Here is an 18,282-nt window from a genome sequence, read left to right as displayed (position 1 = left end):
TCAACGAGGAGCGGCTGTGAAGCGGTTACTGATCGACGGAAAGCTTGTCGAGACCGAGCGGACGGTCGACTCGATCAACCCCGCGACCGGTGAGGTCATCGGCCAGGCCGCGGAGGCGACCGTCGAACACACCACCGCCGCGGTCAAGGCCGCCCGCAAGGCCTTCGACACCACCAACTGGTCCACGGACGTCGCGTTCCGCGTCCAGTGCCTCAACCAGCTCCACGACGTCCTCCTCAAGCACAAAGAAGAACTCCGCGAACTCACCATCGCCGAGGTCGGCCACCCCCGCATGATCACCGACGGGCCCGCCCTCGGTGACCCCATCAACCTCGTCAAGTACTACGCCGACCTCGCCGCCGGCTACCAGTTCACCCAGGACCTCGGCACCGTCGAATCCCGCGGCGCCCAACACCACCGCTGGGTCGAACGCGAACCCGCCGGCGTCGTCTCCGCGATCGTCGCCTACAACTACCCCACCCAACTCGCCCTCGCGAAACTCGCCCCCGCCCTCGCCGCCGGCTGCACCGTCATCCTCAAAGGCGCCCCCGACACCCCCCTGCTCGCCCTCGCCCTCGCCGAACTCATCGCCAACGAAACCGACATCCCCCCCGGCGTCGTCAACGTCATCACCTCCCTCGACATCGACGCCGCCGAAGTCCTCACCAGCCACCCCGACGTCGACCTCGTCACCTTCACCGGATCCACCGCCGTCGGCCGACGCATCATGGAAGTCGCCAGCAGGACCGTCAAAAAGGTCTTCCTCGAACTCGGCGGGAAATCCGCCCTCGTCGTCCTCGACGACGCCAACCACGACATGGCCGCCATGATGGCCGCCTTCACCATCTGCTCCCACGCCGGACAGGGCTGCGCCATCACCAGCCGCCTCGTCGTCCCCCGCGCCCAGCACGACGCCATCGTCGAGAAGGTCGCCGCCACCCTCGCCCAGATCAAGGTCGGCGACCCGTCCGCACCCGACACCTACATGGGCCCCCTGATCAGCGAGAAGCAACGCGACAAGGTCGACAACATCGTCCAGCGCGCCATCACCGCCGGCGCCACCCTCGTCACCGGCGGCCAGAAGATCAACCCCGGGTACTTCTACACCCCCACCCTGCTCGCGAACGTCGACCCCGACAGCGAGATCGCCCAGGAAGAAATCTTCGGCCCCGTCCTCGCCGTCATCCCCCACGACGGCGACGACCACGCCATCGCGATCGCGAACAACTCCATCTTCGGCCTCTCCGGCTCCGTCCTGTCCGCCGACACCGACCGCGCCCTGAACGTCGCCCGCCGCATCCGCAGCGGCACCATCAGCGTCAACGGCGGCAGCTGGTACGCCCCCGACGCCCCCTTCGGCGGCTACAAGCAATCCGGCATCGGACGCGAAAGCGGCCTCCTCGGCCTCGAGGAATTCCTCGAAGTCAAAACCATCGCCACCCCAGCCGGAACCTGACCCACCAACACCAACACCAACACCAGGCACCAGCCGGGGCGGTCCGGCGAGCCCCCGAAGGACCCGCCAGACCGCCCCGGCCGCGCTCAGCCCGACACGAAGCTGTAGAGGTACAGGCCGGCCGAGCCGGCGACGGCCAGCCCCGTGGAGTCCGGCAGCCAGCAGCAGCCCCGGGCCGCGCCCTCGAACCGGATCATCGTGCGGCACCGCCAGGTCACCGGGTCCCAGACCCGCACCGACCCGTCGCCGCCGGCCGTCGCGAGCCAGGCGCCGTCCGGGGAGAAACTCGCCTCCCGCACGGTGTGCGCGTGACCGTGCAGGACGGCCAGCGCGCGCCCGGTCGCGACGTCCCAGACCCGCACGGTGTGGTCGGTGCCGGTCGAGACCAGGACCCGGCCCGCCGGGTCGGTGGTCAGCCCGAGCACCGGGTCGGTGTGACCGGACAGCGAGGCACGCTGCTCGAGGGTCGCCACGTCCCAGATCCGCACGGTGGCGTCGTCCCCGCCGGAGGCGAGCCAGGTGCCGTCCGGGCCGGCGACGCAGGCCTGCACCCCCTCGGTATGGCCGGCGAAGGTCGCCATCCACTCCCCGGACTCGGTGTCCCACAGCCGCACCGAGCCGTCCTCGCAGCCGCCGGCCACCCAGGAGCCGTCCGCGGCGACCGTGAAGCCGAGGATCGCGACGTCGGCCGTCAGCACGGCCCGGACGACCCCGGTGGCGGGCTCCCACAGCCGCAGGGCGGTCGGCTGCGCCGACACCACGACCCAGCGCCCGCCGGGCCCGGTCCGGCAGCCGCGGGCCGGGCCGGGCAGGCCCGCCATCGCCGCGCCCGGCTCGCCGGTGACCGGGTCCCAGGCGGTGACGGTGCCGTCGTCGCTGGAGGAGACCACCAGGCCGCCGGCGACCACGGCGCAGCCGCGGGCCCCCTCGTTGCGCCCCGCGGTCGACGGGCGCGGTAGATCGGTGCCGGTGCTCCAGACCCGGATGGTGCCGTAGCGCCCGGCCGAGGCGATCCACGAGCCGTCCGGCGCGACGACGCAGGCCCGCGTCCCGGTCGCCCCGGTGAGCTCGGCCCGCTGCCCGCCGGTGGGGAGATCCCGGACGGTGATCGCGTCCCCGGCCGGCGCCACCAGGTAGGAGCCGTCCGGGGCGACCGCGCAGGCCCGCACGGGGCGGCTGCCGTCGCCGAGCACCCCGGTCTGGCGGCCGGCGGCGGCGTCCCAGCGGCGCAGCGTGCCGTCCTCGCCCGCCGAGACCAGCCAGGAGCCGTCCGGGCCGAACGCCAGCGCGAGCACCGGACCGGCGTGGCCGGCCAGCCGTCGGAGGATCTCGCCGGTCAGTGGGTCGTGCAGCCGGATGGTCCCGTCCTCGCCGCCGGTCGCGAGGAGGGCCCCACCCGGCCCGGTGGCGCAGCAGCGCAGCCGCCCGTCGGTGACCGGCACCGCGAGCCTCGGCGCGCCGGTGGCGGCGTCCCAGGTCCGCAGCGCGCCGTCGCCGCCGACGGTGATCACGACGGTGCCGTCGGCGGTCACCGCGCAGCCGTTCACCGGGCCGTCGTGGCCGCGCAGGACGAGCCGCGCCACCGGGTCGACTCCCTCGGGCTCCCGGCCGCGCCGCTCCCGCTCCCCGGGATCACCCGGCTCCCCGTCGTCCAGGTCACCGCGGGCCTCGTCACCGCGGGCCTCGTCACCGGGGACGTCCCAGACGCGGGCGGTGCCGTCCTCGCCGGCCGAGACGAGCCAGCCACTGCCGGGTGCCGCCGCGACGCCGAGCACCTGGCCGACGTGGCCGGTGAGCACCGAGCGCGCCGTGCCGGCGCCGACCGTCCAGGTGCGGACGGTGCCGTCCATTCCGGCGGAGGCCAGCCACGACCCGTCCGGGGCGACGGCCAGCGCGAGGACCTGGCGGTGGTGGCCGGCCAGCACCCGGCGCAGCGCCGGGTGCGGCTGGTCGGGCAGGGTCCACCGGTTGACCAGGCGGGGGCCGCTCAGCCGCCGGGCCAGCGCGGCGCGGGCCGGTTCCAGCGCGCGGATGCCGTCGAGCCGGCTCAGCAGGACCGCGCCCAGCGCCTCGGGGGGCTCGGTGGGGCCGAGCAGGTGCGCGTTCTGCCCGAGCGCCCGGCTCAGCGCGGGCAGTACCGGGTCGTCCGGGCGCACCCCGGCGGCGACGGCCAGGTCGGCCTCGACCGCCACCGGCCCGAGTCGGGCGACGGCGAGCTTCCCGACCGTCCAGCGCAGGTCCCCGAGCAGCCCGGCGAGCTCGTCGTGCCGGCCGGCTCCGGCCAGGTGCCGGGCGAGATGCTCCCAGAGGTAGCCGGCCCGCCGCGGCGCCGTCCACCACGGGGCCCGCACCCCACCGCCCGGTCCGACGCCCCCGGGGTCGCCGGGGTCGCCGGGGTCGCCGGGGTCGCCGGGGTCGCCGGGGTCGCCGCTGATCATTCCGGCGAGCGCGTCGCACAGGACGCCGTCCAGCTCGCGCAGGCGCTCGGCCCCGACCCGGGCCCGCAGGTAGGTCCGCAGGACGTCCTGCAGCACCAGCGACGGCGGGTCCCGCCGGTAGGCCACGACGAGCGACAGGTCGGCGAACTCCTGGCACAGGTCGTCGACCTCGTCGGGGTCGAGATCGCCGGTCGCCGCCCAGTAGGCGTCCAGGACGTCCCGCGGGATCTCCACGTCCTCGCCGAAGACGGCCAGTTCGAGGTACCGGTCGAGCCGGTCGCCGGTGAGCAGGCCCAGGCTCGCCGACAGCGTCGCCTCCACGGCGAGCGTCCGCTCCTCGACCCGGCTGACGTCCAGCGCGGTCGGGCCGCGCCGTTCCAGCCGGCGCAGCACCCGCTCGGCCGCGCGGGGCACCGACATGCCGTCCCGGGTCTGGCGGACGACCGCCCGGTTGACCAGCGCGAGCAGCACCGGCCAGCGGCCGGTGACCACCAGCAGCCGGCGCAGGACCGCCTCCGGCAACGGCGCGGGGACGTCCCGGGTCAGCAGGCTCACCGCCTCGCCGTCGGCCATCGCGGGCACCGGGACGACGTCGGCGTCCGGCGGCAGCCCGAGCATCCGCGTGGTGATCAGACGGACGCAGCCCGAGCCGCCCTGCAGGAACGGGCGGAGCTGGGCGCGCCGCCACACGTCGTCCAGGACGAGCAGCCGAGGCTCGGCACCGAGCAGCTCGCCGAGGCGGAACCCGGCCTGCTCGGGGTCCGACAGCGTCGGGCGGACCCCGGACAGCGCCTCGCTCAGGTCGTTGATCCGGTCGGCCAGGTGCGCGCCGGCCAGCGACTCGCCGAGGGTCACCCACAGCACCCCGCCGGCGAACCGGCGGGCGATCCGCGGGCTGCCGCACACGGCCGCGGCCAGCGTCGTCTTCCCGAACCCGCCGGCACCCGTGAGCACCACCGGGCGCGGGACCACCTCGGCACCGGTCGGGGGACCCGAGGAAGCCGGGACATCCGGGACGCCTGGACCTCCCGGAACGCCCGGCGCACCCGTGGACGGCAGCAGCCGGCGCAGGACGGCCTCGCTGAGCTCCGGGCGTTCCACCAGCCCCCGGACGGCCGGCACCATCCAGGGGCGGCGCAGCCATCCACCGCCCGGAACGAGGACGGGCCGCGGGCCGGGATGGCCCGGGTGGCCCGGGGGCGCGTCGCCGAACCCGGAGACCGCGGCGACCGCCCGCCGCTCGCTGTCCCGCAGCTTGACCAGGGCGTCGAGCACGGCGGTCTCCAGCCGGCCGTCCCGGAAACCGGCGACGATGGTGCCGCCGTCGCGCAGTCGCGCGCGGAAGGCCTCCTGCCGCTCGCCGTGGGCGACGTCGACGAAGTCGCGGAACGGGACCTCCGCGTCGTCCTCGAGGAGGAACACCAGGCGGGGCATGCCCGCCTCGGTGGCCGCCTGGAACTCCAGCTCGGTGTAGGACAGGTGCGGCAGCTCCCGGACGGGTGACCCGTACCGGAACCCGATGAGGCCGACGTAGACGTCGCTCTCCTGGACCTGCCGGACGCAGAACTCCGCCGGGTTGTCGGCGCGGGCGCCGAAGTACTCCATGTCGACGACGCGGTCACCGGCCAGCGCGACGGCACGCTCGGCGGCGGCCACGAACGACCGGTCCCGCGGGAAGCGCCGCAGCTCGGCGGTGTGGCTGAGGAAGATCGTCCGACGGCGGTCCGGGCCACGCGGGTCCCCCACCCACGGGGCGACCAGCCCCGCGGGCCACATCCCGGACTCGCCCCGCAGCTCGACCGGACCCGCCGCCAGCACGTCCGGCACGGCGGGCACCGCGAGGCTGCCGGACGGTTCGGACGGCAGCCGCTCCGGCACAGACACAACCGGCAAATTACCTGATCACTCCCGGCTGGGCGCGCCGACGCCTCGGGACGTCACCCGGGTCGGCGGTCAGGTTATTCAGGTAATAAGGACCAGTGGACATCACCCCGGCCGCGGAACCCGCCGCCGCGCCCGCCCTCGCGCCCGCGCCGGACGCCGTACCGGTCGTCCCCGACCTCGATCACGAGGCCATGACGGCCGCGCGCCACCGGCAGGGACTGCTCACCAAACCACCGGGCGCCCTGGGCCGCCTCGAGGAGCTGTCGGTCTGGATCGCCGGCGCGCAGGGCACCTGCCCGCCGCGGCCACTGCGCCGGGTCCGGGTGGTGGTCATCGCCGGGGACCACGGCATCGCCACGGCCGGTGTCTCCGCGTTCCCGTCCGAGGTGACCGCGCAGATGGTCGCGAACTTCGCCGCCGGCGGGGCGGCGGTCAACGTGCTCGCCCGCCAGGTCGGCGCGTCGGTCCGGGTGGTGGACGTCGCCGTCGACACCCCCGTGCCCACCACCCCGGGCGGGGCGGACGGCAGCGCGCCCCCCGAGCGGTACCGGGTCCGGCGCGGCAGCGGGCGGATCGACCGGACCGACGCGCTCACCGCCGCCGAGGTCGACGCCGCCTTCGCCGTCGGCCGGCTGATCGCCGACGAGGAGATCGACGCCGGCGCGGACCTGCTCGTCCCCGGTGAGATGGGCATCGGCAACACCACGCCCGCCGCCGCCGTGGTGGGCACGCTGCTCGACCGCGAGCCGATCGAGGTCGTCGGGCGCGGCACCGGCATCGACGACGAGCGCTGGATGCTCAAGACGGCCGCGATCCGGGACGCGATGCGCCGGGCCCGGCCCTCCACCGGCGACGCGCGCGCGGTCCTGCGGATCGCCGGCGGGGCGGATCTCGCCGCGCTCGCCGGCCTGCTCGTCCAGGCCGGCGTGCGGCGCACGCCCGTCGTGCTCGACGGCGTGATCGTCTGCGCGGCGGCGCTGGCCGCCGAGAGGATCGCGCCCGGGGCGAAGCGGTGGTGGGTCGCGGGCACCCGCTCCACCGAGCCGGCGCAGCGCCTCGTCCTCGACCACCTCGGGCTGGAGCCGCTCGTGGACGCCGGCCTGCGGCTCGGGGAGGGCACCGGCGCGCTGCTGGCCGTCCCGATCCTCACGGCCGCGCAGGCCACACTGGCCGAGATGGCTACGTTCGACCAGGCCGGCGTGAGCGCCAAGGAACCCGCCGCGCCCACCGAGGCCGACCCGACCGACGCCACCGACGCCGTCGCGGCCACCAGCACCGCCGACGCCGAGTCGGACCTGCCCGCTCCCGATGCCCCCGATGCCCCCGGTGCCCCCGGGCCGACAGGTTCCGGCCGGCCCGGGCTCGACCTGGGGATGCTCGGCCTGATCACGCCCGAGGCGCTCCAGACCCCACCAGCCCCCACCGGGCCGCGCGACGATGAGCCGCGCGACGACGGCACTGCCGCCAGCGCGCCGTGACCAGCTGATGATCGAGGCCCGCGCGGCGTTCACCCTGCTCACCGTGCTACCCGTGCGCGGCCCGGAACGCCTGGACCGGACGGTCGCCGGGCGCGCCATGGCCCTCGCCCCGCTGGTCGGCCTGGTGCTCGGACTCGCCAGCGCGCTGCTGGTGGTGACGGCACGCGTCGTCACGAAGGTCCCGCACGAACGCCCGCAGACCCTGCTGCCCGCCGTGCTCGGCGTCGCCCTGCTCGCGTTGCTCACCCGCGGCCTGCACCTGGACGGGCTGGCCGACGTGGGGGACGCGTTCGGCGTCCGCGGCGGGAGGGAACGCGCGCTGGCCGTGATGCGGGAGTCGACCATCGGCGCGTTCGGGGCGATCGCCGTCCTGTTCGTCGTGCTCATCCAGGTCAGCGCGCTCAGCGTCGCGATCACGGCCCACCGCGGGACGGTCTCGATCCTGGTCGCGGCGATGACCGGCCGCCTCGCGGTCACCCTGTCCTGCGTCGGGGGCGTTCCCTCCGCCCGCGCGGAGGGGCTGGGTGCCCTGGTCGCCGGCACCGTGCGGCGGCGGGACGCGGCGCTGGCGACGGCGGGCGTGCTCGTCGTCGCGGGGCTTGCCGGCCGGCTCGACTACGACGGAGGTGACACCGGACGGGCGGTCCGCGCGATCGTCGCCGCCGCCGTGGGTGTCGCGGTGTCCATCGCGCTACGCCGCCGCCTGGTACGGCGCTTCGGCGGCATCACCGGGGACACTCTCGGCGCCACGGTGGAGATCACGTCGATGGTGACCCTGTTGATGATGGCGTCGACGATCCCGAACCCGGTCCTGCGCTCCCTCGGCCTCGACTAGCGCCGGGCGAGCACCGCCCGGGCGTCGGGGCCCGCCGGTGTCACCTGGGCGAGGCGGAGACGAACGGTGGGCGGACGACCGTCATCGTCGAGACGCGGCCGCGCACGTCGACGGTCACCTCGTCGCCGGCCGTCACGGAGCGGTCGAGCAGGGCCAGGCCGATGCCCTGCCGCAGGGTCGGGGAGAACGTGCCGCTGGTGACCTCGCCGAGCTCGGCGCCGTCCGGCCCGCTCACCCGCATGTGCGGGCGCGGGATGCCGCGGTCGTTCGAGCGCAGCCCCCACAGCGACCGGACCGGGCCCGCCGCGCGCTCGGCGAGCAGCGCCTCGCGGCCCCAGAACGCCGGCTTGTCCCAGCCGACGGCCCACCCCGACCGGGCCTGCACCGGGCTGATGGACAGGGAGAGGTCCTGGCCGTGCAGCGGGTAGCCCATCTCGGTACGCAGGGTGTCCCGGGCGCCGAGGCCACAGGGCAGGCCACCGAGGCCGGTCACCGCCGTCATCAGCTCGTCCCAGAGCGGCACCGCGTCCGCCCAGCGTGGCAGCAGCTCGAAACCGGTCTCGCCGGTGTAGCCGGAGCGGCAGACGATGACCGGCCGCCCCTTCCACTCGGCGTCGGCGAAGCTCATGTAGGCGCCGTCGGCGGGCAGGCCGAGCGCGCGCAGCGCCTGCGGCGCGGCGGGCCCCTGCACCGCGAGCACCGCGAACTCGGTGTGCAGGTCGGTGACGGCGACGCCGGCGGGCGCCTGCGCGGCGAGCCGCCGGACGACCTCGGCGGTGTTGGCCGCGTTGGGGACGAGGAACACGTCGTCGGCGGCGTAGTGGTACGCGATCAGGTCGTCGACGACGCCGCCGCTCTCGTCGCAGCACAGCGTGTACTGCGCCTGGCCGGCACCGACCCGCCGCAGGTCGTTGGTCAGGCAGGCGTTGACGAACTCGGCCGCGCCGGGGCCGGCGACCCGGGCCTTGCCGAGGTGGCTGACGTCGAAGACCCCCACCGCGCCACGGACGGCCGCGTGCTCGGCGAGCACGCCCCGGCCGGCGTACTCGATCGGCATCTCCCACCCGCCGAAGGCGGCCGTCTTGGCGCCCAGCTCGATGTGCCGCTCGTGCAGCGGGGACCGACGCAGCTCTCCCATGCCGGCAGCGTAGCCGCCCGGGACGTCACTCCGGGACGTCGGCGGCGCCCCGCGGGCAACCACCCGGCGGTGACGGGACGGTTTCCCGCCGTCCCCTCCGGACGCAGGCCGGCCATCGCGGCGGTGCCACACCAGGCCACGGGTCTCGGAGCCCAATACGCTCGGAGCATGACCGTCACCTCTGCCGCCTCCGCAGCCCTCACCGACCTCGACGTCGACGCCGTCGTGATCGGAATGGCCAAGGGCGACGACGGTCCGGTGCCCCTCGGCGGGACCGGCGCCCTCGACGCGGCGCTCGGCGGCCGACTGGCCCGGATCCTCGCCGACCTCGGCGCGACCGGAGCCACCGGCGACATCGTCCGCTTCGCCACGCTCGGGACCCTGAAGGCCTCGACCGTGCTCGCGGTCGGCGTCGGGGAGCACGCCGCGTTCACCGCCGGAGCCGCCGGAACGGCCGGAGCCGCCGGCGACGGGGCCGACGCCGGACCGGACCACGAGACGCTGCGCCGGGCGGCCGGTGCCGCCGTCCGCGCGCTCGTCGGCACCGCCCGGGTCGCCTCGACCCTCGCGCTCGCCGCCGGCCGACCGACCGCGGCGACGCTGCGCGCGGCGGCCGAGGGCTCGCTGCTGGGCGCCTACGCGTTCGACAGCCTGCGCGCCGCGCCGAGCGGGCCGGCACCCGTGCGCGAGCTGGTCCTGACGGTCGATGATCCGGCCGACCTGGCGGCGGCCGAGGCCGCGCTGGAACGCGCGACGATCATCGGTGACGCCGTCGCACTGGTGCGGGACCTGGTGAACACCCCGCCGAGCCACCTCTCGCCGGCCCGGCTGGCCGAGATCGCGGTCGAGCGCGGCGGCGCGGCCGGCGTCGAGGTGACCGTGCTCGACGAGGAGGCGCTCGCCGAGGGCGGCTACGGGGGCCTGCTCGGCGTCGGCCAGGGCTCGGTCAACCCGCCGCGGCTGATCCGGCTGCGCTACCAGGGCGCCACCGGCGCCAGGGCCGCCGCGGGCGACCCGGCCGGCACGGGTCCGGCCGGCACCGACCTGGCCCTGGTGGGCAAGGGCATCACGTTCGACTCCGGTGGCCTGTCGCTGAAGCCGCCGGTGTCCATGGAGTGGATGAAGAGCGACATGGCCGGCGCGGCGTCCGTGCTCGCGGCGGTCGTCGCGGCCGCCCGGCTGGGCCTGACGGTCAACGTCACCGGCTGGATGCCGTGCGCGGAGAACATGCCCTCCGGCGACGCCATCCGCCCGTCCGACGTGATCACGCTGCGCGGCGGGAAGCGGGTCGAGGTGCTCAACACCGACGCCGAGGGGCGGCTCGTGCTCGGCGACGCGCTGGCCCGCGCGTCCGAGGACACTCCCGCGCTCGTCGTCGACGTCGCCACCCTGACCGGGGCGCAGATCGTGGCGCTGGGCACCCGCACGAGCGGGGTGATGGGCCGGTCCGAGGCGACCGACGCGGTGGTCGCCGCCGCCGGGCGCGCCGGCGAGACGGTGTGGCCGATGCCGATGCCGCCGGAGCTGCGCAAGAGCCTCGACTCGGTGGTCGCCGACCTGGCCAACGTCGCCCCGGGCGGGAACCGCGACGCGGGCATGCTGCTCGCCGCCCACTTCCTCGCCGCGTTCGTGCCCGAGGAGATCCCCTGGGCGCACGTCGACATCGCCGGTCCGTCCTGGAACGGCGGCGAGCCCTACGGCTACACGCCCAGAGGCGGCACCGGGGCCATCGTGCGCACCCTCGTCCAGCTCGCCGAGGACAGGGCCGGCACCACCCCGTGACGTGCGGCGCTGCCGCCGCGCGCCACTCCGCGACAGTTCCGATGACGCGATCGGACGTCGCGTGATGCGGCACAGTCGGCGCCATCTGTCCAGTGCAACCGCGTCGCCGTGAAAGACTGGGCTGGCCGGAGCGTGTCACCCGGCGGGACGCCCGTCCCGCGCCCGGGTGCCGCCCCGGCGGGGCTCACCGGCCTGGACGACGACCACGCTCCCGCCGCCGCCAGGCCGTGACCCCACCCGTCCGCAAGTCGACGACGAAGGGACCCCTCGCGTGGCGGACACAGCGGCCGGTCCCGTCGACCTGGTCGTCCTCGGGGGCGGCAGCGGCGGCTACGCCGCCGCGCTGCGCGCCGCCGAGCTCGGCCTGCGGGTCGTCCTGATCGAGAAGGACAAGCTCGGCGGCACCTGCCTGCACCGCGGCTGCATCCCGACGAAGGCACTGCTGCACGCGGCGGAGGTCGTCGACACCGTCGCCGCCAGTGAGAGCTTCGGCATCCGGGCCACCCTGGACGGCATCGACATGGCCGGGGTCGGCGCGTACCGGGACTCGGTGGTCGACGGCCTGTACAAGGGCCTGAGCGGGCTGGTCCGGGCCCGCGGCATCGAGGTCGTCACGGGCCTCGGCCGGCTGGTGTCGCCGACCGCGGTGGCCGTCGGCGACCGGGTGGTCGAGGCCCGGCACGTGCTGCTCGCCACCGGCTCGGCCGCGCGGACCCTGCCCGGCCTCGAGCTCGACCACCGGACGGTCATCGACAGCGGGGACGCGCTGGCGCTGGAGCACGTCCCCCGCTCGGTGGTCGTGCTCGGCGGCGGGGCGATCGGCTGCGAGTTCGCGTCGGTCTGGCGCTCGTTCGGCGCCGAGGTGACCATCGTCGAGGCGCTGGGCCATCTGGTCCCGGCCGAGGACGAGGCCAGCTCGAAGCTGCTCGAGCGCGCGTTCCGGGCCCGGGGCGTCGCGCTGCGGCTCGGCGTGCCGCTGGCGGGCGCGAAGAGCACCGACCAGGGGGTGACCGTCGTCCTCGAGGACGGGTCGACCGTCGACGCCGAGCTGCTGCTCGTCGCGGTCGGCCGCGGCCCGGTCTCCGCCGGCCTCGGCCTCGACGAGGTCGGCGTCGCGACGGAACGCGGCCACGTCCTCGTCGACAGGTACCTGCGGACGAACCTCCCCACCGTCTCCGCCCTCGGGGACGTGCGGCCCGGGCCCCAGCTGGCCCACGTCGCGTTCGCCGAGGGCATCCTCGCGGCCGAGCTGCTCGCCGGGCTCGACCCGGTACCGGTCGACTACGACAACGTCCCGCGGGTCACGTACTCCCATCCCGAGGTGGCGTCCGTGGGTCTGACCGCGGCCGCCGCCCGGGAACGTCACGGGGAGATCAACACCGCCACGTACCACCTGGCGGGCAACGGAAAGGCACGGATCCTGCGCTCCGCGGGCGCGGTGACCGTGATCTCGGCGGCGGACGGCCCGGTCGTCGGTGTCCACATGGTGGGCGACCGGGTCGGCGAGCTCATCGCCGAGGCCCAGCTCATCACCAACTGGGAGGCATACCCCGCCGACGTGGCCCAGCTCCTCCACCCGCACCCGACCCTCTCCGAGGCACTCGGCGAGGCGCACCTCGCTCTCGCCGGCAAGCCACTGCACACCCACAGCTAGGCACGTCCACAGCTAGCCCGCGGTGCCCGCGTCCGCCCCGCCCGGCCCGACCGGGCGCGGTGGGGAGGGCGCCGGGCGCGACGAAGGAGTCGTTGTCAGCATGTCAGTATCCGTCACGATGCCCCGCCTCGGGGAGAGCGTCTCCGAGGGGACGGTCACCCGCTGGCTGAAGAAGGAAGGCGAGCGGGTCGAGGCCGACGAGCCGCTCCTCGAGGTCAGCACCGACAAGGTCGACACCGAGATCCCCGCCCCGGCATCCGGTGTGCTCGGCTCGATCAAGGTCAACGAGGACGAGACCGTCGAGGTCGGCGTCGAGCTGGCTGTCATCGAGGACGGCGCCGCGGGCGCCGCCTCGGCGGCCGCGCCCGCCGAGGCCCCCGCCGCCGCCCCGGAGCCACCGCCCGCGCCGGCACCCGCCGCCGCCGCGCCGCCCCCGCCGCCGGCTCCCCCGGCACCGCCCGCCCCCGCCCCGGCGGCCACACCCGCCGCGGCACCGCCTCCGCCGCCGGCTCCCGCCACGCCGGTGCCCGCGCAGGCCCCGGCCACCGTCCCGGACGCCACCGCCGACGGTCTCGGCCGGTACGTGACGCCGCTGGTCCGCAAGATGGCCGCGGAGCTCGGCGTCGACCTCGGCGCGGTCACCGGCAGCGGCCCCGGTGGCCGCATCACCAAGCAGGACATCCAGGACGCGGCGAAGTCCCGCGGCGCCGCTCCGGCCGCTCCGGCCGCGGCTCCCAGCGCTCCCGCGGCTCCGGCCGCGCCGGCCGCTCCCGCCGCGGCGCAGGCCCCCGCGGCCGCTCCGGCCGCCCGGCCGGCGCCCGCCGCCGCCTCCGCCGCGCCCGCCGTGCCCCGTGGCCGCACCGAGAAGCTGACCCGGCTGCGCTCGCTGGTCGCCCGTCGGATGGTCGAGTCGCTGCAGGTCAGCGCGCAGCTCACCACCGTCGTGGAGGCCGACGTCACGCGGATCGCGAAGCTGCGTGAGCGGGCCAAGGCGAACTTCCAGGCCCGCGAGGGTGTGAAGCTGTCGTTCCTGCCGTTCTTCGCGGTGGCCGCGTGCGAGGCGCTGCGCGAGCACCCGGGGATCAACTCCAGCATCGACCTGGAGGCGGGCACGGTCACCTACCACGACTCGGAGAACCTCGGCATCGCCGTCGACACCGACCGTGGCCTGGTCGTCCCGGTCATCCACAACGCCAGCGACCTGAACCTCAGCGGGATGGCCCGCAAGATCGACGAGCTGGCCGCGCGGACCCGCGCCAACCAGGTGTCCCCGGACGACCTGGGCGGCGGCACCTTCACGCTGACCAACACCGGCAGCCGCGGCGCGCTGTTCGACACGCCGATCATCAACCAGCCGCAGGTGGCGATCCTGGGCACCGGTTCGGTCGTGAAGCGCCCGGCCGTCGTCACCGACCCCGAGCTCGGCGAGGTGATCGCCATCCGGTCGAAGGTCTATCTGGCCCTCACCTACGACCACCGGATCGTGGACGGCGCCGACGCGGCCCGGTTCCTGACCGCGATCGCCAGCCGTCTCGAGGAAGGCGCCTTCGAGGCCGAGCTCGGGCTGTAGCCGGAAGCTCGGCGTTCGGGAGTCGACGGGCGGCGGTCGGGTGGGTTCGCGGACCCACCCGACCGCCGCTGTCGTCGGTGCGTCCGTACGGACGCACCGACGCACCGACGCACGGGTCGGCGCGGGCCGCGGCTGGCCGGCGCGGTCCCGCGGCGCAGGTGGCCGCGGCCCGTTAGGGTGACGTCCGGGCCCGGGGTTCCCGTGCCGCGGGCTCCAGGTCGAGGATGGTCGGATGGGGGTCCCGGGCAGATGAAGGTCGCCGTCACCGGCTCGTCCGGGCTGATCGGTTCCGCGTTGCTGCCCGCGCTGCGCGGGGACGGCCACGAAGTCCTCACCCTCGTCCGGCGCCCGCCGCGGGACCCGTCCGAGGTCCGCTGGGACCCGGCCGCCGGCACGTTGGACGCCGCCGCCCTGGCCGGCGTGGACGGCGTCGTGAACCTGGCCGGCGCCGGCATCGGCGACCACCGGTGGACCACCGGCTACAAACAGACCCTCCGGACCAGCCGCATCGACGGCACCCGGTTGCTCGCCGAGGCCCTGGCCGGCCTCGACCCGGGCCCGCGGGTCCTGCTCTCCGGCAGCGCCATCGGCTGGTACGGCACGAACGCCAGCCCGGCCGGACCGGCGCTGGACGAGACGGCCCGGCCCGGCACCGGTTTCCTCGCCGACCTCGCCCGTGACTGGGAGAACGCGACCACGGCGGCGCAGGAGTCCGGCGTCCGGGTGGTCCAGGTGCGCACCGGCATCGTCCTCTCCGGGCGTGGCGGGACGCTGCGCCGGCTGCTGCCGATCTTCCGGATCGGCGCCGGCGGCCGGCTGGGCTCGGGGCGCCAGTGGCTGAGTTGGATCAGCCTGGCCGACACCGTCGACGCGCTGCGCTTCCTCCTCGAGGCCGACGGAGTCCGCGGGCCGGTGAACCTGGTGGCGCCCACCCCGGTGACGAACGCGGAGTTCACCGCGGCGCTGGCCCGGGCCCTGCGGCGCCCGGCTTTCGCCCCGGTGCCGCGGTTCGCGCTGCGCCTGGCCCTGGGCGAGTTCGCCGACGAGGGGCCCCTCGCCTCCCAGCGACTCGCACCGGCCGCGCTGGTCGGCGCCGGCTTCCAGTTCCGCCATTCCGACCTCGCCGCCGCCCTGGCCGACGCCGTCCACCGCGGCGCCTGAGCTCGGCGGGCGCCCAGCCCCACCCCCATCAGAAACGCTCAGCCAGGGGTGATCCGTACGCTCCCGGCCAGCCGCCAGCCCGCCTCGGTCCGCGTCAGGGTGAGGTCCTTGGTCTCCGGCGGGCCGGCCGGCTGGCTGTCCAGCACGGTGCCCACGCTGTCGACGAAGTCATAGCCGGCCAGCGTCTCGGTGACCCGCAGGACGACCCGGTCGGCGTTCTCCTCACGAACCGTGAGCTCGACGATCTGGATCCGCACCGGTGTCGAGTGCGCGCCCCGACCGGCCATCGCCCCGATCGAGTCCTGGTCGGCTTTCAGGACGGCGCTGCCCGACGCGTCCGCGAGGGTGAGGGCAGCGGCGTCCGCCCGCTCGAAGGCCCGGCTGCGGGCGTCGTTGAGCTCGTCGAGCACGGCCCGCCACGCCTGCTCCGGAGTCTGGCCGCTGACGGGGGTCGCGGTCGGGTTCGTGCCGGCACCGCTTCCGGCGGGCGCGGGCTGACCGGTGCCGTCGGACCCGGAGTCACGGGCCAGCAGGAGCGCGGCGACGGCGACGATCACCAACCCGACGCCTGCGAGCACCGGGAACAACACCGGGTGCCGCCGCCGGCTGCCGGCCCGCTCCCCCGCGGCCCGGCGCGCCCTGGCCGCGCCCGGCGCCGAGGATCGGGAGGCGCCGCGGGGGCGGGCGGGCGCCGCGGCCCGGCCGGCGCGGCGGCGGGTGCCGGCCCGGTCCTGGCCCGGCGGACGCAGCGAGCCCACCAGGTCCGCCGGTTCGACCGGTGCCGTCCGCCCGTCGCGCGGTGGCCCGGCGGGCGACGGTGGCTCGTCGTCCTCGGCCGGGCCCACCTGGCCGGCCGCGCGGTACAGACCGTACGGATCATCCCCGCCGGCGGGCCACGCGGATTCCGGCGGATCGCCCGCGGAGCCCGGGTCGTCCGCGGCCGGGCCGCCCGGGGCCGGGTCGCCGGGCCAGGCCTCCTCCTCGGCGGCCGACCACGGGTCCGTCCTGTCTCCGCCGGCACCGGAGCCGCCGACACCGTCACCGACGCCGTCACGGGCGCCGTCGCCCCCCATGCTCTCCACGGGATCCAGCAGGTCGTGCTGGTCGACCGGGGTGGCGTCGGCGCCACCGACGGGCCGGCCGGACTCAGGGTCGATCTCGATGACGCCGGCCGCCCCGGGTGCCACACCCGTCATCCGGACCGGCAGCGGCGTGGCGCTGCGGGCCAGCCCGGCCGCGAGCTCGGCGGCCGAGGGCCGGCGGCGCGGATCGTCCACCAGGGCCATCGCGACGGCCACGGCGACCGCGGCGGCGTCGGGCCCCGTGGCCTGGCGCATCGCGCCGAGCAGGAGGTCGGCGAGGTCGTGCACGTCCTCCGCGGTGGACACGCCCGGGTCGGTGAGGGCCGCGACGCCGGCTCCGGTGAGAACCGGCCGGCCGTTCGGCTCGAGGAGGATGTCCAGGGCGGTCAGGCCGCCGTGGTGCAGACCGGCCGCGTGCACCTCGGCCAGCGCCTGCGCCGCGGGCAGGCCGATGGTGACGACCTCGCCCGGGTCGAGCCGGCCCCGCGCGCCGAGCAGCCGGGACAGGCTGACCGCCTCGTGGACCGGTTCGGTGACGACGGCCAGGCCGTCGGGGGTGCGGATCACATCCACCACGGAGGCCAGGTGCGGGTGGCGGACGCCGAGCAGCGACCGGGCCTCGTCGAGGGCCTCGGCCCGCAGCAGCGAGTCGGCCGGTAACCGGACGTAGCGGACGGTAACGCTCACGCCGAGCCGCTCGACCTGGCCGGCCCAGACCTCGCCGGCGCCGGCGTCGTAGCGGCGGCCGTGCAGGAGGATTCCCGGTACGACGGGCTCGCCGCCGTGCCGCCCCAGCCGATCGCCGGAATCGTCGGTGAAGGTCACGAACGTCGACGCTAGGCGGATCCGACCACCTCTGCAGGACTCTTTCCCTCGCTGTGGATAACTTCCTCCCGAACGGCGGCGGCGCGCCGCCGGGCGCGGACGGGCGCCCCGGGGACGTCCCGGGGCCGGTCAACCAGGAGTCATCTGTGCAGATCCTCGCGACGAGCGGCGGCTTCCGGCCCGACGGGCGGTGGGGCGCCCGGGTCGGACCACTGCTGGATCACGCGATCGAGCTCGCCGCCCCCGCCGGACGTCCCAGGCTGTGTCTGCTGCAGACCGCCCTGGGCGACGACCAGGCCGCCTACGCCCGGGGGTACGCGGCGCTGAGCCGGGACCGGCCGGACGTCGTGGTCTCCCACCTCGCGCTGTTTCCCATGCCCAACGTCGCCGACGTCCGGGCGCACCTGCTCGCGCAGGACGTCGTCTGGGTCGGCGGTGGCAGCGTGGCCAATCTGCTGGCCGTGTGGCGGGCGCACGGCCTGGACCGGATCATGCGCGAGGCCTGGGAGGCCGGGGTCGTCCTGGCTGGGGTGTCGGCCGGCTCGCTGTGCTGGCACACCGGCGGCACCACCGACTCGTTCGGCCCCGACCTGCGCCCGGTGACGAACGGGCTGGGCCTGCTGCCGCACAGCAACACCCCGCACTACGACTCCGAGGCCGCGCGCCGCCCGCTTTACCAGCGTCTCGTCGCCGCGGGGACGCTGCCCGCCGGGTGGGCCACCGACGACGGCGCCGGCCTGCACTTCCGCGGCACCGAACTCGTCGAGGCGGTGGCCGACCGGCCGGACGCCCACGCCTGGCGGGTCGAGCCGGGTCCGGCCGGGACGGCCGTCGAGACCCGGGTCCCGACCAGGCTCCTGCCCGATCGACGGGCCGCGGCGGACCAGGCGCCGTAGACTCGGCCGGTCCGGGCCCCGGAAGCTCCCGGCGGGTCCCCGAGTGGCCCTGCCGCCCCGGCCCGCGGGCGTACGCTCGGAAC

Annotated in this window: 11 protein-coding genes; 8 read left to right on the top strand and 3 right to left on the bottom strand. The window is 76.1% G+C overall.

Annotated elements, in window-relative coordinates:
- The first annotated feature begins 16 nt into the window (after positions 1-16).
- Positions 17-1,456 carry an aldehyde dehydrogenase family protein gene (locus B056_RS0119630; RefSeq protein WP_018501992.1) on the top strand — a complete coding sequence of 480 codons (1,440 nt, stop codon included), beginning with the start codon at positions 17-19 and terminating at the stop codon, positions 1,454-1,456.
- 86 nt (positions 1,457-1,542) lie between these two features.
- Here B056_RS0119630 and B056_RS0119625 read toward each other — a convergent pair whose 3' ends face one another.
- The gene (locus B056_RS0119625) at positions 1,543-5,772 is read right to left on the bottom strand and encodes a DUF4062 domain-containing protein (RefSeq protein ID WP_018503565.1); all 4,230 of its coding nucleotides are present in this window, start codon (positions 5,770-5,772) and stop codon (positions 1,543-1,545) included.
- Positions 5,773-5,873: 101 nt separating this feature from the next.
- Between B056_RS0119625 and cobT the strand changes: the two genes are divergently transcribed.
- The gene (cobT, locus tag B056_RS0119620) at positions 5,874-7,256 is read left to right on the top strand and encodes a nicotinate-nucleotide--dimethylbenzimidazole phosphoribosyltransferase (protein ID WP_018503564.1); all 1,383 of its coding nucleotides are present in this window, start codon (positions 5,874-5,876) and stop codon (positions 7,254-7,256) included.
- Positions 7,216-8,091 carry an adenosylcobinamide-GDP ribazoletransferase gene (gene cobS, locus B056_RS0119615; protein WP_018503563.1) on the top strand — a complete coding sequence of 292 codons (876 nt, stop codon included), beginning with the start codon at positions 7,216-7,218 and terminating at the stop codon, positions 8,089-8,091. The genes cobT and cobS overlap by 41 nt, the downstream gene beginning before the upstream one ends.
- 40 nt (positions 8,092-8,131) lie before the next feature.
- Here the strand turns inward: cobS and gcvT are convergent, their stop codons facing one another.
- A complete protein-coding gene (gcvT, locus tag B056_RS0119610) occupies positions 8,132-9,229 on the bottom strand; it encodes a glycine cleavage system aminomethyltransferase GcvT (protein ID WP_018503562.1) in 1,098 nt (365 codons plus the stop codon).
- A 168-nt stretch (positions 9,230-9,397) separates the two neighbouring features.
- On the opposite strand from gcvT, the gene B056_RS0119605 reads away from it, so the two are divergent.
- From B056_RS0119605 to B056_RS0119590, 4 genes are all read left to right on the top strand, one after another.
- Positions 9,398-11,011: a leucyl aminopeptidase gene (locus B056_RS0119605; protein ID WP_018503561.1), complete on the top strand. Its 1,614-nt coding sequence runs from the start codon at positions 9,398-9,400 to the stop codon at positions 11,009-11,011.
- A 271-nt stretch (positions 11,012-11,282) separates the two neighbouring features.
- Complete coding sequence (gene lpdA / locus B056_RS0119600) at positions 11,283-12,665, top strand: dihydrolipoyl dehydrogenase (protein WP_018503560.1); 1,383 nt, start codon at positions 11,283-11,285, stop codon at positions 12,663-12,665.
- Positions 12,666-12,765: 100 nt separating this feature from the next.
- Positions 12,766-14,235 carry a 2-oxoglutarate dehydrogenase, E2 component, dihydrolipoamide succinyltransferase gene (gene sucB / locus B056_RS0119595; RefSeq protein WP_026239897.1) on the top strand — a complete coding sequence of 490 codons (1,470 nt, stop codon included), beginning with the start codon at positions 12,766-12,768 and terminating at the stop codon, positions 14,233-14,235.
- Positions 14,236-14,484: 249 nt separating this feature from the next.
- Complete coding sequence (locus B056_RS0119590) at positions 14,485-15,396, top strand: TIGR01777 family oxidoreductase (RefSeq protein WP_018503558.1); 912 nt, start codon at positions 14,485-14,487, stop codon at positions 15,394-15,396.
- A gap of 38 nt (positions 15,397-15,434) precedes the next feature.
- Here B056_RS0119590 and B056_RS0119585 read toward each other — a convergent pair whose 3' ends face one another.
- Positions 15,435-17,303, bottom strand: coding sequence for a protein kinase (locus B056_RS0119585; protein ID WP_051105675.1), 1,869 nt, complete (start codon positions 17,301-17,303; stop codon positions 15,435-15,437).
- A gap of 146 nt (positions 17,304-17,449) precedes the next feature.
- Here B056_RS0119585 and B056_RS0119580 point away from each other — a divergent pair, with 146 nt between their 5' ends.
- Positions 17,450-18,199, top strand: a complete 750-nt coding sequence (locus tag B056_RS0119580) for a Type 1 glutamine amidotransferase-like domain-containing protein (RefSeq protein WP_195905929.1) — start codon at positions 17,450-17,452, stop codon at positions 18,197-18,199.
- Positions 18,200-18,282 lie beyond the last annotated feature (83 nt).

This window comes from Parafrankia discariae (genome assembly GCF_000373365.1).
GTDB lineage: Bacteria > Actinomycetota > Actinomycetes > Frankiales > Frankiaceae > Parafrankia > Parafrankia discariae.
Note: the sequence above shows the minus strand (reverse complement) of the source record. Positions and strands in the feature narration are given on the sequence as shown.

What these genes read in the sequence shown, in the direction of transcription:
- cobS (WP_018503563.1), top strand. Translation starts at nt 7,216, where the DNA reads ATGAGCCGCGCGACGACGGCACTGCCGCCAGCGCGCCGTGACCAGCTG.
- gcvT (WP_018503562.1), bottom strand. Translation starts at nt 9,229, where the DNA reads ATGGGAGAGCTGCGTCGGTCCCCGCTGCACGAGCGGCACATCGAGCTG.
- B056_RS0119605 (WP_018503561.1), top strand. Translation starts at nt 9,398, where the DNA reads ATGACCGTCACCTCTGCCGCCTCCGCAGCCCTCACCGACCTCGACGTC.
- sucB (WP_026239897.1), top strand. Translation starts at nt 12,766, where the DNA reads ATGTCAGTATCCGTCACGATGCCCCGCCTCGGGGAGAGCGTCTCCGAG.
- B056_RS0119590 (WP_018503558.1), top strand. Translation starts at nt 14,485, where the DNA reads ATGAAGGTCGCCGTCACCGGCTCGTCCGGGCTGATCGGTTCCGCGTTG.